Source organism: Sphingobacterium sp. UBA6317, from assembly GCF_002440385.1.
GTDB classification, from domain to species: Bacteria; Bacteroidota; Bacteroidia; order Sphingobacteriales; family Sphingobacteriaceae; genus Sphingobacterium; species Sphingobacterium multivorum.
Window position 1 is genome coordinate 1 of record NZ_DJTD01000068.1, and the last position, 16,436, is coordinate 16,436.

Below are 16,436 nucleotides of genomic sequence, written 5' to 3' on the forward strand. Positions count from 1 at the left end.
ATTTGAGACAGCTTCTTTTTTAAAATGATAGCTTGGATAAATCCTTAGTTGATTTGTCGCGACAACTCATCGACAAAACGCTTTGCATCATTGAGATCTTTATTCCAGTCCGCATAGCGTTTAGCGGTATTTAATTTTGCAATTTTTGCATTTAGCTTCGCTAAGTTGGCTTGATCTTTTGACTTCTCCAACTTGGCTTTCAGAATGCCGACTTTGGTATAATCCTGAATACCTTCCAACATACGCTCGTAACGGATAGAGCTTCTTCCTTGCGGATAAACGATATAGGTGTCTCCTGCCGGCCACGTACGGAACCTTGAATCATGCAGTGGATCCTTCACCCAGGAGTTGAATGCCCAACGCAGTGCCCCATCGAAACCTGCCGCCAGCGCATACCAAGCCATATAGGTGGATTCTGCTGGATCCGAGAACGTAAATTGATTTGGAAATTCGTCTGAACAGCACACATAAAATGTCGTGATATATCCTTTTTTACGTCGCTCAATAAGATCGTTCTGATCAAAAGGATCGCCAGCGGCGACGCTGATATCTGTACTCTTATGATAGCGTTGGTAGCTTTTGTGATTATCAGCAAATGCAACACCAAATTCGGGCGCTACTTTTTCCAATAAGGCGATCGCTGGATCCATTTCTTCCCGGCCTCTTTCATCCATCGCAATATTGGTAATCTTTAACCAGCCCTTTGCGGTAATGTGCTTACTAAAATCCTTTAAGAAAGGCGTCCATAGCTCCTCAAATATTGCTGTACCGGGTTTTGCAATCACATTGACCAGTTCATTTTTGCTCTCATCGAAATAATGTACCTCGTTATTCCATGGCAAAAGCGAATAGCAATTGATCTGTTTGTTGACCCCTAGATCCATCATAAAGTTTACCCACCGATCAAAAACAGTATAATCATAAGCCCAGGAACCGTCTTTGGCCTTCTTCCAGGTGATCATATCCGCATAAGGATCATAGGTCTGTACTTTCCACGCATCCTTATTTAAAGTCGCAGTAATCACTTTTTGCCCAGCAGCTGCAAGCTGTTTCATGGTCGGCTTCAACGCTTCAAAATGTTCATCGCTCCACATCTTCACATTATTGACACGAGCTACAGCAGAAGGATGCTGCCATTGGTCCAAATGATAAGTCCACTGCGACGATGGCGGCAGCACATGATTTTGAACATTGACGATAAGCTGTAATTGCTCTTTCACCTTGCCATTTTGCTGAACCGAAATTGTCGTTTTATATTGTCCTGCGGCAGCTTCCTTGGGAACCTTTACGGTAATCCATACAGGACGGACTTTCTTCGCTTCAAGGTCATAGCTTTTGAGATCATCCAACATATCTGCCGAAAGAGAAGCTTTAAAATCTTCTGGCTTACGATGGCCACAGCCACTTGCAAATTCATCAGTCATGACATAACGAACAAAACGCGCTTGTACCGCATCGCTGCCGATCACCTTGCCTGTTGTAGATTTTAATTCACTTGCTGATACAGCGACATGCGCTGTGGCAGCACTGGTCCATAACAATACTTGCGCCGATACTTGTTCACCTCTCCAGGCATCTACAGTCGCCGTACGTTGTGTTGTCAGATTTGGATTGACAGATTTGGGATAACGTTTGTCTATCGATACAAACGAAGCATGTAGGCCGGCTTTAACATTCGACCAGTTGGATAAAGTATCCTTTGTCGGATCGGCCATTTCAGTAAATGTTGTCCCTGTAGCAAAACGCTGCTGGGAAAATCCCGGATTACTGCCACAAAATAGCATACAAGCCAGGGCAATAGAAGAATAAATTGTAGTTTTAGGCATAACAGTTATAATTAACAAAACTTTAGCGAAGCGATGATCTTCTTTCCAGCCCAGGAGCAGGGTGCTCGCAGAAAAAAGGCAAACAACTTCTGTTTGCCTTAAAAATAGTAAAATTTTATTTATCTATAACTAACTTTGTTCAAAAATTTCAGAAAGTGCTTTATACAGTTCAGGATGATGGGTCTTGAATTTCGCTGGGTCCTCAAAGAAATATTCAGACGCAACTGCAAAAAACTCGGCTGGATTGGTCATGCCATAGACATCAATATCAGATTTATTCGCCTTTATTTTGGCAATCTCTTCCCGTATCAGATTCATAAAAGGAATGACTGAAGCTTTATCCATCAGATGTGTTGGAATGCCATCCACAGTACCATCGGTTTTATCGATCAAGTGTACAAATTCATGTATCGCTGTATTCTGTCCATCTTTTGGGTTCCTAAAACCATACTCCAATGCCGATTTGGACAATATCATTTGTCCGTTCATGGCTCCCTCACCTACCATTCCCATTATATTTCGGTCAGCATGGCCTTCAAATTCATACGCTGTATTGAACTGGGAAGGATAAACCATAATATTGGTCAAATTGGGATAAGTCCATTTCTTAAAGGCAAATATTGGGATAATTGCACTGGCGGCAATCATCATATAATCTTTCAGCTCAACCGCTACGCCCACACCTTCAATTTTGACTGTATCCAAAAATTTTAAACAGCGGGTTTCAAATTCCATTTTATCCGCATCGGACAGATTGCGGTAATAGGCAACTTCTTTTTCCAGAATTTCCTTTCCTTCATCGCTTAATACACGTTTAATGGCTTTGCTGTTTTTGGCCGTACGATTTAACAGGTAATAAACAACATAAATGGTTACTGGTATAAGCAGTATAATAAATAGTTTTCCTAACATATTAGTTGATCTGTATCCATTTGGGATCCCGAGCCTGCAAATTACGCAAAAAGCCTTTAAAATGTGAGGTTCCGAATAAGATTAAAATCTTTTGCTGTGGGGCGTCAGCAACTAATGATGCCAGGTTTTCTTCCCTTTTTTTCATGACAAATTCTTTATCAAATTTGTTCTTTAAGGCTGCTTTGATCGGTTTACAGGAATAAGGTTCTTGGAGCGGTGTTTTGTAATCACAATCATCCAGTTTGATCGTACCATACAGGTATTCAAACTCGTCAAGCAATTTATTTTTGGGAATATCCGCATTCACCGCCGTTTCATAATTCACCAGGAAAAAGGAATAATCGGGCTGACTGATGATTCGTTGCCCCAGTTTACGGTACATGGGCGCCCGAAGAACCCGGGAGGTATCGCCCGGTATTTCAATACATTGCTGCAGCCCGAGCCGATTGCCTGTAAGTTTTCTAAATTTGCGGTCATACAGATCACGTTGTGCCGCACTATCCACCTGATAGGCGATACTTTCATAAAAAACAACATAGCCCGAACGTTGGAGGGAATCTACAGCGCGCTGAATTTGATCATAGTACACCCGCGTACCCAGATGCCGCATTGGAATATAAACGACTGATCGATCGCCATGGCGAAGCTCGAATTTTCGTGAGGCATCACGCAAGACACCTGTACCTTGAACCATCAATGACGTTTGGCAGCCCAAAAGAACAAACAACACAAAACAAAGGGAGATAATCTGTCTCAATCGCATACTATTCATTATAATATCTATTCTTTGCTAGCAAAGACAATACCATCTGACGTTAATTTGCCGGTATTAGGCAAATTTTGACTTCAGGTAATTACTTTTCAAGATACTTTTATATGAATAACATGAAATGATAACAATATATTATCTCCCTTGTTCTATAAATTTTATAAGCTTGTCAATCCTATTGTTGTTCCATTTGGAATTACAGCATTTTTTTTGATAACAACAATGCCGTCACAAATGGTATAGGTGGGGTGATTGGCGTTCAGCAAATGAGGTCCACCATTGATCCGGACATCGTTGCCGATACGACAATTTTTATCCAAAATAGCATTCTCAATATAACACCGTTCGCCAACACCGACCACAGGTATATTTTTACGCTTTGCTTCCTCCATATCGACGAGATCCTCATAATAATCTGATCCCATCATATAAGTACCGCGCACAACAGATCCTGTACCAATCCGTGAACGAACGCCCACGACGGAACGGTCTATTTTATCAGCTTGGATAATACAGCCATCCGAAATGACCGAATTGATTAATGTTGTACCCGAAATCTTAGAAGGCGGCAACATCCTTGGACGGGTGAACACCGTATTTTTATCAAACAGATTGAAGGCCGGAATATTATCGGTCAAACCAATGTTGGCTTCATAGAAAGACCCTATGGTACCGATGTCTGTCCAATAGCCCTCAAATTGATAGCTAAGCACCCGACTTGTATCAATGGCATCGGGAATAATTTCTTTACCAAAATCCATTCCGCGATTCTCTTCAAGCATACGTTTCAGGACGCCTTTTGAAAAAACATAAATACCCATAGAGGCCAGGAATTCTCTGCCCTCACCCTTTAAATGATCACTCACTTCTGAACTCCAGTCTACCAGCTGCTCGCTATTCGGCTTCTCGATAAAAGAGGTGATATGATTCTTTTCATCCGATTTCAGTATACCAAAACCGGTGGCATCTTTGGCGTTTACTGGTATAGTCGCAATGGTCAGGTCGCCTTCGTTTTCGACGTGGAAGTCAACCAGTGCATCAAAATCCATTTGATATAGCTGATCCCCTGATAAAATCAGTACATAGTCATAATCAATACTCGCCAGCTTCCGAAACGATCGTCGCACGGCATCGGCCGTACCCTCGAACCATTTGTCGCCATCGTTGGTCTGTTCAGCAGCCAGAATATCGACAAAGCCCTTGCTAAAAATACTAAAGTTGTAGGTATTCTTAATGTGGGAGTTGAGCGACGAAGAATTGAATTGTGTCAACACAAAAATCTTGTTAAAACCCGAATTAAGACAATTCGAGATGGGAATGTCCACCAAGCGATATTTCCCGGCAATGGGAACTGCTGGCTTAGACCGTTGATCGGTCAATGGATACAGACGTGAGCCCCTTCCTCCGCCCAAGACGATAGCTACTACATTATGACGTGACATATCAAATTACATTAATTGGTTATATAGACTTATATACTTCGCTGCAGATTTATCCCAAGAAAAATCCAACTGCATCATTTTACGTTGATTCTCCTCAAACTGCTTTTTACTATCGTAAAAATTTATAGCCCGAACAATCGCTGCACTAATTTCAGTGATTGTCAGACTATCAAAACCTATACCGTAGCCATCATTTTTCAGATCGATTACCGTATCTTTTAATCCCCCCACCTGATGCACGATCGGCAATGTACCGTACTTCATAGCATAGAGCTGATTAAGTCCACAGGGCTCAACACGGGAAGGCATTAAAAGAAAATCCGCACTGGCATAAAGCCAATGGGCCAGATTTTCATCATAACCAAAGAACACATCAAAATTATCAATTCCATCATCGACGAGTGATTTCACACGTGACTGGATCGCTGGGTCTCCGGCACCCAGTATAAATATACTTAATCTATCGTGATATTTCTCCGTCAAATCCAAAATTATCTCCGGAAGTAAATCCGCTCCTTTTTCTGTTGCAAATCGGCCGATAAAAACAAGCAACGGTCGATCTGGATTGATTTTATACTGCTTCGCCAAAGCCTCCTTATTTTTCAACTTTCCGGAAAAAGCTTGTACAGCATCATAGTTTTCTAGCAAGGTATAATCAATTTTAGGATCCCAGATTTCCCAGTCAATTCCATTGACAATACCGACAGATTTATTTCGCTCATCATAAAACAGCTGCTGCAAACCATTTGCTTCCACATAAAGCTCTTCCAGATAACCTTCGGAGACCGTTGTGTACGCATCGCAACATTTAATGAGGGCTGCAAGCGGATTAATTAAACCATCCCAGTCCAATAATCCCCATTTCCAACTATCGAAAGCGGGCAACAGAATAGCTTTACTCCAATGCGTCCAGCCCTGATACTGCCCATTGTGGACGGTGCCTACCGTTTTAACGTCGGCAAGAAAGTTATAGTCATTGCTATACCTCATCAAAAAAGGCATTAAGCCGACATGATGATCATGGCAATGCACGATATCAGGTACTATATTTTTATCCTTAAACCACGCCAACACAGCATGTTGAAAGGCGATAAACTGCTCGCCTTCATCCGGATAACAATATACCTCCTGCCGATCGAGTTTACCTGGAATCTTAATCAGGTAGAGCTCAAATCCAAGTACCTGATGATCTTCCTTATAAACACTGTAGCGCAGCAATTCAGATCCTTGATAAAAAGTACCTTCATGAACTAGGCTAAAAGCATGATCCCTAACAAAAGGACGATCATACCAAGGCATGACAACCGCCGCCTCCCATCCCAGTTTGGTTTGGTATTTGGGCAGCGCGCCCACGACATCCGCGAGACCACCTACTTTGGCCACGGGATAACATTCTACACTCAAGTGAAATACGTTCATTCTTCTTTTACAGCATGAGATTTAATAACAAGATTTTATACAGGGATACGCTCGCCTTGTTTAATGGGATTGACTTCCTTTACCGCTCTCTTCCTTTTCAAAATATATCCGCCAAGCGGAGGTAAATGAACTTGAGCAGACTGTACCTGGTTCATCCAATGCAGGTGTTCACTATGAATGAGCAGCTGATGTATTCCAGAACCGAAATAGGTAAAATCATCCGAATTCAACAGCACTTCCCATTCACCAGCGTAAGGTAAACCAATACGGAAATGTTCCCGAACAACAGGCGTTAAGTTAAGTACAACAACCGTATCATCCCAGGCGTCAAATCCCTTTCGCCAATAGACCACAACCGAATTTTCACGATCACCAGCATCTATCCATTCAAAGCCCGAAGCGTCAAAAGCCTTCTGGTAAAGACTTGGTTGGCTCCTATAAACCGTATTCAGGTCGGCTACAAATTGCTTCATACCCTGGTGTGGCGCAAATTCCAAAAGATGCCAATCAAGCGATTGGTTTACATTCCACTCCGAAGTCTGCCCAAATTCTCCGCCCATAAACAGCAATTTTGTTCCCGAAAAAGTATACATAAAGAGATACAATGCCCGCAGGTTGGCAAACTTTTGCCATTCATCGCCCGGCATCTTATAAATTAATGAATGCTTTCCGTAGACAACCTCATCATGTGACAGCGGTAGCATAAAATTTTCATGGAAAGCATATACTGTCGCAAAGGTCAGTCGATCATGATGATAGCTGCGATTAATCGGATCCTCTGTAAAATAATCCAATGTGTCATGCATCCAGCCCATCATCCATTTCATTCCAAACCCCAATCCACCAGCATAGGTTGGGCGACTGACACCTGGCCAGGAAGTCGATTCTTCCGCGATGGTCTGCACATGTGGGAAATGTCCGTAAACGGCCTCATTCAGTTCTTTTAAAAATTGTACCGCTTCAAGATTCTCATTTCCACCAAACTCATTGGCAATCCACTCGCCTGCGTTTCGACTATAATCCAAATAGAGCATAGAAGCAACCGCATCGACCCGAAGTCCATCGATATGAAAACGATCCAACCAATAAAATGCATTACTGATCAAAAAAGAACGCACTTCATTACGTCCGTAGTTGAAAATATAGGATTGCCAATCGGGATGAAACCCTTTACGGGGATCTTCATGCTCGTATAAGCTCGTACCGTCAAAACGATAAAGACCATGTGCGTCACCTGGAAAATGCGACGGAACCCAATCCAACAACACCCCTATCCCGGCGGCATGCAGCTCCTCAATCAGATACATGAGATCTTGTGCCGATCCGTAGCGTGAACTCGCAGCAAAATAGCCCGTTATCTGGTATCCCCAAGAAGGGTAATAGGGATGTTCCATCAGGGGCATAAATTCTACATGGGTAAAATTCATCTCCTTCACATAGGATACGAGCGCCACAGCGATTTCGCGGTAGTTGAGCAAAGTATCCGGACTTTCGGGATCCCGCGACCAAGATCCTAAATGCACTTCATAGACAGACCATGGTTGATCCAGCCTGTTTTTAACAGCCCTTTCCTGCATCCATTGCTTATCCTGCCACTCGAACCAGGTCGAATGAACAATGGAAGCAGTCTTTGGCGCGATCTCCCACTGAAAAGCAAAGGGGTCTCCTTTTTCAAGTTGTTCGTCAGTATAAGTCTCAATAACATACTTATACGCCTCCCCATTGCCAAGCCCCGGAATAAATCCCTCCCAGATTCCGCTACCATCCCAGCGCACATAGAGCGCGTGACGCGCTTTATCCCAAAAATTGAAGTTGCCGGTTACAAAGACCGATTTTGCATTTGGAGCCCAAACCGCAAAATAAACGCCTTTTTCACCATTGACTTCCAGCTCGTGTGAACCGAACTTTTCGTATAATTTGAAGTGCTTACCCGACTGGAATAAGGCGACATCAAATTCAGAAAATAGACTATGCGGAATTACTTCATTGGTCATGTTTTAACCTTCTATCAATATGTTATCAAATTCTCGTGCGACATTAATCCAATACCGCCCCTTATCATCTACTTGTATTTTTGTCTCAATACCATCGGTCTTCACCTTCTTAACCTGAAAAGGCAAGCCGATTAACTGTAATTTATATTCCTCATACCGCTCCGTAAAAAGCCCATCTTGCGTCTGTTTAATCGACAGGGATTCTTTGAGACCCGATACGGTAAAGCATTTTTCAAGATAAATATCCTGCTCATAGGCAAAGGTGTCACCATGATCCGAATACACATACGAACGGGTTACACCTTCAGCGAAGTAAACATTGAGCTGCAGCTCCTCAATTTTCTTTTCACCAGTATATTGCATCACTGGATATTCGGGGATAACAGATCCCCCACGAATGAAAATCGGCATCTCATCAATCGGCGTAGGAACAGTATGTTCTTTACCGCCCACGTAGGTTTCATTATTGAAATAATAGAACCAAGTACCTTCAGGCAGATAGACAATCTTGCTTTTTTGTCCCGGCTGCAATACTGGGGATACCAATATTTTATCCCCAAAACAGAATTCCTCCTCACGTTGCCAATTGGTCGGTATATGCTGTTCGACCATGGAAATCGGACGTAATATGGGAAAACCATACTTCGTTTGCTCCCAAAAACAGGTATAGATATACGGCAACAACTTATAACGGAGTTCGATAAATTTCCGATTGATCTTTTCCCAATCCTCCCCAAAACTCCAGGGCTCCCGGTCGCGGGTATCACCGGCCGAATGCACACGCATAAAAGGCGAGAAAACGCCAAATTGCATCCATCGCGTAAATAACTCACCGTCGGGTTCACCCGTAAACCCACCGATATCCGTTCCACAAAAGGACATGCCCGAAGTCGACAAACGCTGTAACTGCAAGGTTCCCAACTTGAGATGTTCCCAACTCGCCAAATTATCGCCGGTCCAGACCGAAGAATAGCGTTGTGTTCCCGCATAAGCCGCTCGGGTGATGGTAAATGGCCGTTTATTTTTATACAATTTCTTTAAACCATCATAGGTTGCCCGGACCATCTGCATGCCGTAGATATTATGTGCCTTACGATGCGAACCCCGATGCCCGTCATATTGGTGACGTACATCGTCGGGGAATGTTCCGCGGCCAAATACGGCCGGTTCATTCATATCGTTCCAGAAGCCAGCCACGCCATCTTCCACTAAGCCCTGATATAAGGTGCCCCACCATTGACGAACCTCCGGATTGGTAAAATCAGGAAATTGACAACGTCCCGGCCACACAAATCCTTCCATAAAATAATCATCCCCGCGGCGACAGAAATACCTATTTTCCTTTCCTTCCCTGAACACCCAGTAGTTCTCATCAACCTTGATACCCGGGTCGATCATCACCACCGTTTTAAAGCCATCATTGGCCAAATCGCTGATCATATTCTTAGGATTGGGAAAATACTGCTTGTTCCAGGTAAAACAGCGGTATCCTTCCATGTAATCGATATCAAGATAAATCGCATCACAGGGGATCTGTCGCTTCCGAAACTCCTCAGCAACCTTCCGGACATTCGCTTCGGGATAATAACTCCAGCGACACTGATGGTAACCAATTGCCCACAGCGGTGGCAGGTAATGCGTACCTGTCAGCGTATGATAGCGACGGATGACGTCGATAATATGTGGACCATGGATGTAGTAGTACTGCAGTTCCCCTCCTTCGGACCAAAAGCTTGTTTTTCCCGGATCTTCCGCGGCGAAATCAAAATACGTTTTAAAGGTATTGTCAAAGAATATACCGTAGGCTTCACCATCTTTTAAACCAATATAAAACGGAATAGTTTTATAAAGTGGATCCTGATCGTAAGCAAAAGCATAAGTGTCTGAATTCCAGTTTTTAAGTCTTTTACCTCTCAGGTTCAATTTAGTGGCCTTATCCCCCAGTCCATAAAAAGCTTCATTTTCAAAGGCCACTTTTGTGCTATATACATAATAGCCTCCAAAATCAGGGTTTTCCTCCCAGTGCATCGGCGCCAAATCTGCATTGAACAGTTTACCTGAACGATCAGCAAAAGAAATCAAAAAGTCATTCTTATTGATCTTACAGGAAATAGTATTCGTATGCACCAGATAATGATCTGCCTCTTCCTTGCATTGATGTATACTGACGCGGTGATCTTTCTTGGCCAAGGCATACGAAAAATCCTCCAAAAAAGTCCCTTGTGGAGCCAGCCGTACTCGCACGATCTCATCCGTGACGATCTTAATTTCTACCTTGGCTTTGCCGTCAGAAAAATAATAAGACTTATCGTTTTGATTGTGGGCTACTATCGTTTCAAGGTATTTCTTTTCAATTTTCGGTAAATCCAATACCGGATTATTCACATGATGCATACTCTCCAAAGTACCATCATTTTCCTCCTCATGTAGTGTGGTTTGATTTAGGTTGTCGTCTTCAAGCATAATTGTAATATGTTAAAAAGTTTCTGAAGGCTTAATTCCTCTTTAAGATAGAAAATTAATCCTGCGCTGACAACAAAACACAAAAAAAAATCCCGCCTATTGGGATAGACGGGATTTTTTTCAATACCTGTGGATAAACTTCTACAGCTTACTTAACAAAATGCGCACGAAGCATCCAAGCCATCTTTTCATGCTTTTCCAATAGTCCAACCAAAAAGTCCTCCGTACCATTATCTGAAGTGCCTTCAACCACAGAAATGTCGGCACGAATTGACATCGCTATAGCTTCATGGTCAGCCAACAATTCTTTGTAATAGGACTGACTGTCGGTTTTTTCTGAAGTAGACTCCGTTAAACGAGTCAATTTCAAATATTTATCAAAGGTACCTACCGCATAATGCCCTAAAGTACGTACACGTTCTGCTACTTCATCGATCACTTCAGCTAGTTCATCGTATTGTGATTCCAAAAATAAGTGAGCAGCATGAAAATCCGCACCTTCCACATTCCAATGCGCGTTACGCGTCTTCATGTAGACAATGTGTTCATCTGCCAACAGCACATTTAACAACTTTGCAACTTTTTTCAAGTCCGCATCTTTAATTCCAATTGAAGTTTTCATATTATAATCTTTTGTTAACTATATGTTTTAAATGCTTAGTTAAATTTACCCAAAAATGCGGTAAAAACCAAATAAAAGCCAGTCAAATTCACAACAATTACCTCACCCTACTATACCAAACCAGACTTACATTTCGTATTACTGCAAAGCGTTTGCTAGACTGAAAAATGAAAAGCGAAGGCTGCACCGACAGTGTTCTTTGTAGAAACAGATAAGACCTAGATTGTACCTTATGAACGAAACATTTTAAACAAAAATCGATCAAGCTATTATTTAAAGCACATAATGTTGTATTTTTGCAGACATCTTTATTTTGAGGGAAAGCTGCGGACAACATGGACAACAACACCTATTTTCACAAATTCAAACAGGATATTTCAGCGATTGAACTTCCAACACGATTTACCTTCCCATTTTGCTATGAACCGCACCCCCTTGCCGTAACCGCCGCAAAAGAACTTCAATATTACATCGAAACACAAGAGGACTGGACCCACAATTTTGGCCTGGACAGCGCCATGGAGGGCCTCGCTATTGGAAAAATGTTCGGTGTGCTGGTTGTCAGAAACCAACACAATGAGCTTGGCTACCTTGCCGCTGTTTCGGGAAAACTGGCCGGAAGCAACAAACACCGCTATTTTGTACCGCCAATATTCGATATGTTGGAAGAAAACAGTTTTTTTCTAAACGAAGAGGTGCATCTCAATGCACTGAACCGCAAAATAGAAAGGCTTGAAAATAGTGAAGAGCTAGCAGACACGCAGCGTAATCTTGACCGGTTAAAAAATGAATGGGATAAGTCGCTCGATGAGCTAAAATCGAAATTAAGAATCCAAAAGAAGGAACGAAAAGAAACCCGTACAAAACTGAAGGTCAGTTTATCCGATGCGGAATATGAATTATTGATGGAAGACATGCGGAGCCAGAGTTTAAAAGACAAACAACAGCTTCAGCGCTTTCAATATGACATGCATTTGGCTCTGGAAACAGAGAGTAACCATTTACAACAATTGCTATCTACGATTACCGCGCTAAAAGAGGAACGCAAAACACGCTCAGGCAATCTGCAAAAACAGCTTTTCGAACAATATAATTTTCGCAATGCAAAAGGGCAACGCAAGAATGTCGTCGACATATTCCATGAATTTGACACGATAACTCCGCCTGCGGGATCGGGGGAATGCGCTGCGCCAAAACTGCTGCAATATGCATATGAAAACCAGTTAACACCCCTAGCTTTGGCCGAATTTTGGTGGGGCTGCTCCCCTGCATCTGAAATACGCAGGCACAAAAACTACTATCCGGCATGCCGCAAAAAATGTGAACCGATTTTAGGGTATATGCTCCAAGGCTTGATCGTAGATCCGAATCCCATGCAGCAGGAAACGACCTTGGATATCGCACTTCCTCAAATTTATGAGGATGAAGATATTATCATCATCAACAAACCAGCAGAATTTCTTTCTGTACCAGGAATATATGTCAAGGATTCGGTCTACAACCGTATTCTTCAACGTTATCCAAAAGCAGGCCCGATTATTATCCACCGCCTGGACATGTCGACATCCGGCCTATTGGTTGTTGCCAAAAACAAAGAAGCGCATAAATTTATTCAGGATCAATTTATTCAGCATACCATCAAAAAAACATACATTGCCTTACTTGATGGTATTATCGAAGCTCCATCCGGCTTAATCGACCTCCCTCTTCGCGTCGATCTGGATGATAGACCCCGACAAATGGTCTGCTACACCTATGGCAAGCCAGCGCAGACAAAATGGGAAAAAATTGCGATAGAGAATAATCAAACGAGGATCAGGTTTTATCCCTTGACTGGCCGAACCCACCAGCTCCGCATGCATGCCGTGCACCCCAATGGGCTAAATACACCTATTGTTGGTGACGATCTCTATGGCAAAAAAGCTAATAGATTACACCTTCATGCCGCTTCAATTACCTTTATACACCCTCGTTTCAAAAAAGAAATGACCTTCGAAATCGAGCCAGATTTTTAATAGCGCTGACTATATCGTTACAAAAGTCAGTAAATAAAGTGGCGGAAAATCATCGCCAAGTCAAAATGTAATGTGAAAATTATTGACCCAAATCAATAATTTAACATAAACAACTCACAAACAAAGACTTACAAACAAATGTAATTCAACTACTTTCCTTTATTACATTACAATAAAATTTTAATTATTCTTAATTTTTTGTTTCCTTTGTTCACTGATTTTTTGATTTTAATACCTATAAAGTCAAAAATAAAGTAGAAACAGGAAAACAATTTTGAATTTTCAAGATTATAGCAATATAATGAGAGCTAAAATAGACGCAACAACCTTCATAACTAAACTCTTTCTTTCGATAACGCTCGTACTAACGGTGTCCATGGCTTTTGCCCAAAACAAGACCGTAACCGGTACAGTTAAAGATGCAAAGACTAAGAATCCTATACCCTATGCTACCGTAGCCGTCGTTGGCGCTCCGGCTTCTGCTGGAACCACGACGTCGACCAATGCAAATGGTGAATTTAAACTTGTCTTTCCAACATCGTATGTAAAAATCAGAGCAAGTTACATTGGGTATGACAGCAAAGACGCTTTTGTTACGAATGATGCAACGCAAACAAAAGAAATTCTGATGGATCAACAGGACAACATGCTGGAAGAAGTTGTTGTCAAGGCCACAAAGAAAAAATACAGCAACAAAGATAATCCTGCTGTCGCACTGATCCGAAAAGTCATCGAGAATAAGGAGAAAAATAGACTTTCAGGACAACAATATGCTGAATTTGACCAGTATGAGAAGATGTCTTTAGGACTGAGCAATCTTTCGGAGAAATTCGTCAATAAAAAAATATTCAAAAACTATCAATTTCTTTTTGAAACGGACGACTCCGCTAAAACAGCCAACAAATATGTTTTGCCTGCCTTTATTGAAGAAAAAATGTCCAAGGTATATTACCGTAAAGATCCAAGCAAAACCAAACAGTATATCCTTGGTGACCAACGGGCACAATTTGACCCTAGATTTATTGATAATGATGGTCTGACAGCCTACTTCAATAAACTGTACGAACAAGTTGATATTTACGACAACAACATTTCATTGGTTACCAATCAGTTTTTAAGTCCAATTGCTAATTCCGCTCCTACTTTTTATAAGTTTTTTATAACGGATACCATTAAGACTGTTCAACCCTGGTTGGTCGAATTAAGCTTCTTTCCACGCAACAAGGCCGACATGTTATTTAAAGGTCAATTGTATGTGACGCTAGACGGCAATTATGCAGTGCAGGGCGCCAATATGACTGTGGCCGATGATATCAATCTAAACTTTGTACGTGACCTTCAGATACAGCTTAAATTTGAGAAAGACAGCAAAAGTCGCTTCTACCTAAAAACAAGTACCCTGGGTATCGATTTTTCTTTAACGGAAAAAGGCATGGGGATCCGCGGAAGTCGTACAGTTGATTACAACAATTACAAAGTCGGCATTCAGCGTCCTGATAGTACCTATGATGGTCCATCTACGGTCATTGCCTATAATGTAGAAAATAAGAAAGCGATTAAAACATTGTTTGAAACACAACGTCCGCTTGTCCTTGCGCAAAACGAACTGAATATTTATCATAATATTGATACCTTACAAAAGATTCCTTCATTCCGTTCGTTCATGGATATCGCTGCCTTATTGCTGTCAGGATACAAACAGGCCGGCCCAGTTGAGATCGGTCCAGTCAATACATTCTATAGCTTTAATCCCGTAGAAGGTTTCCGTTTACGTGTCGGCGGACGTACAACAGAAGCGCTAAGCAAGCGTTTCTATGCTGAATCGTATGCGGCCTATGGTTTTAAAGATCAGAAATGGAAATACTTTTTCAGCGGTACCTACGCATTTAACAACAAATCGGTCTACTCCTTCCCAATGCACTACATCAGGGCCTCTTATAAAAAGGATACGAAGATTCCTGGACAAAAACTGGAATTTATTCAGGAAGACAACTTCTTGCTGTCTTTCAAACGCGGTGATAATGACCGTTACATCTATGAGACAAATTACGGCTTAGAGTATAAAAAAGAATTTTTAAACCACTTGGCTATTGGCGCGGCATTCAATATCAACAGACAAACACCTGCTGGAAGCCTTACCTACCAGATGGTAGATGCCAACAATGAAAGCAGACTGTTTAATGAATTGAACTCGACAGAAGTATCCGTAAATTTCAGATATGCTCCACATGAAGAGTTCTATCAAGGCAAGATTTACCGGACACCTATATTCAATCAATATCCGATCTTCACGTTCAATTATACTGCTGGAATCAAAGGATTGGCTAAAGGTGAATACAATTATCACAACTTTAATGTTGGTGCATTCAAACGCTTTTATTTTAGTCAATTTGGATTTGCTGACGTAACAGCTGAAGGCAACTATATTGCAGGTAAAGAGATCCCATTCCCTTTTTTGACAATCCATCGTGCCAATCAGACCTATGCTTATCAATTGAACTCGTATAACTTAATGAACTTCCTGGAGTTTGTTAGTGACCACAATGCCTCATTGAACGTGCAGTATTACATGAACGGTTTTCTGTTGAATAAAATTCCTTTGATCAAAAAGCTTAAATTACGTGAAGTATTTAGCTTCAAAGGTGTATATGGCGGACTGCGCAAGGAAAACAATCCTGACGATCCTAACTATGGCTCAAAGGTATTCACTTGGCAGCACAATGCAGAAGGTGTACAGAGTTCTTATACCTTCGGTTCAGAACCTTATATGGAAGCCAGTATCGGTCTATCCAACATTTTTAAAATATTACGCGTGGACTACGTAAAACGTCTAAATTATCTTGATCACGTCGATGCACCAGCTTGGGGTATTCGTGCGCGGGTCAGATTTGACTTCTAATAGTTTCCATAAATTTATAGTATAATTTGAAGCCCTGTTCATATAAATGACGGGGCTTCTTTTTTTGCCCTAGGC

At 41.7% G+C, this 16,436-nt stretch carries 10 protein-coding genes; 2 read left to right on the forward strand and 8 right to left on the reverse strand.

Features of this window, described 5'->3' with window-relative positions:
- Nucleotides 1–44 precede the first annotated feature (44 nt).
- The 8 genes from B3E92_RS23160 to B3E92_RS23195 form a co-directional block, all read right to left on the reverse strand.
- Nucleotides 45–1,826 (reverse strand): DUF4091 domain-containing protein, encoded by a 1,782-nt coding sequence (locus B3E92_RS23160; protein WP_286898438.1) that lies wholly within the window; start codon nucleotides 1,824–1,826, stop codon nucleotides 45–47.
- Nucleotides 1,827–1,955: 129 nt separating this feature from the next.
- Nucleotides 1,956–2,738: a zinc-dependent peptidase gene (locus B3E92_RS23165; protein WP_070569750.1), complete on the reverse strand. Its 783-nt coding sequence runs from the start codon at nucleotides 2,736–2,738 to the stop codon at nucleotides 1,956–1,958.
- Nucleotide 2,739: 1 nt separating this feature from the next.
- Complete coding sequence (locus tag B3E92_RS23170) at nucleotides 2,740–3,510, reverse strand: hypothetical protein (RefSeq protein ID WP_172462363.1); 771 nt, start codon at nucleotides 3,508–3,510, stop codon at nucleotides 2,740–2,742.
- 155 nt (nucleotides 3,511–3,665) lie between these two features.
- The gene (locus B3E92_RS23175; protein WP_070569746.1) at nucleotides 3,666–4,949 is read right to left on the reverse strand and encodes a glucose-1-phosphate adenylyltransferase; all 1,284 of its coding nucleotides are present in this window, start codon (nucleotides 4,947–4,949) and stop codon (nucleotides 3,666–3,668) included.
- Nucleotides 4,950–4,955: 6 nt separating this feature from the next.
- A complete protein-coding gene (locus B3E92_RS23180) occupies nucleotides 4,956–6,368 on the reverse strand; it encodes a glycogen synthase (RefSeq protein ID WP_286844282.1) in 1,413 nt (470 codons plus the stop codon).
- A gap of 35 nt (nucleotides 6,369–6,403) precedes the next feature.
- On the reverse strand, nucleotides 6,404–8,362 hold the full coding sequence (gene glgB, locus B3E92_RS23185) for a 1,4-alpha-glucan branching protein GlgB (protein WP_286898439.1): 1,959 nt from the start codon (nucleotides 8,360–8,362) through the stop codon (nucleotides 6,404–6,406).
- 3 nt (nucleotides 8,363–8,365) lie between these two features.
- Complete coding sequence (locus tag B3E92_RS23190) at nucleotides 8,366–10,825, reverse strand: glycoside hydrolase family 31 protein (protein ID WP_286898441.1); 2,460 nt, start codon at nucleotides 10,823–10,825, stop codon at nucleotides 8,366–8,368.
- 148 nt (nucleotides 10,826–10,973) lie between these two features.
- Nucleotides 10,974–11,447: a Dps family protein gene (locus B3E92_RS23195; RefSeq protein ID WP_070569738.1), complete on the reverse strand. Its 474-nt coding sequence runs from the start codon at nucleotides 11,445–11,447 to the stop codon at nucleotides 10,974–10,976.
- 335 nt (nucleotides 11,448–11,782) lie between these two features.
- On the opposite strand from B3E92_RS23195, the gene B3E92_RS23200 reads away from it, so the two are divergent.
- Nucleotides 11,783–13,462, forward strand: a complete 1,680-nt coding sequence (locus B3E92_RS23200; protein ID WP_286898442.1) for an RluA family pseudouridine synthase — start codon at nucleotides 11,783–11,785, stop codon at nucleotides 13,460–13,462.
- Between the two features lie 301 nt (nucleotides 13,463–13,763).
- The gene (locus tag B3E92_RS23205) at nucleotides 13,764–16,361 is read left to right on the forward strand and encodes a DUF5686 and carboxypeptidase-like regulatory domain-containing protein (RefSeq protein WP_286754418.1); all 2,598 of its coding nucleotides are present in this window, start codon (nucleotides 13,764–13,766) and stop codon (nucleotides 16,359–16,361) included.
- The last annotated feature ends 75 nt before the right edge of the window (nucleotides 16,362–16,436 follow it).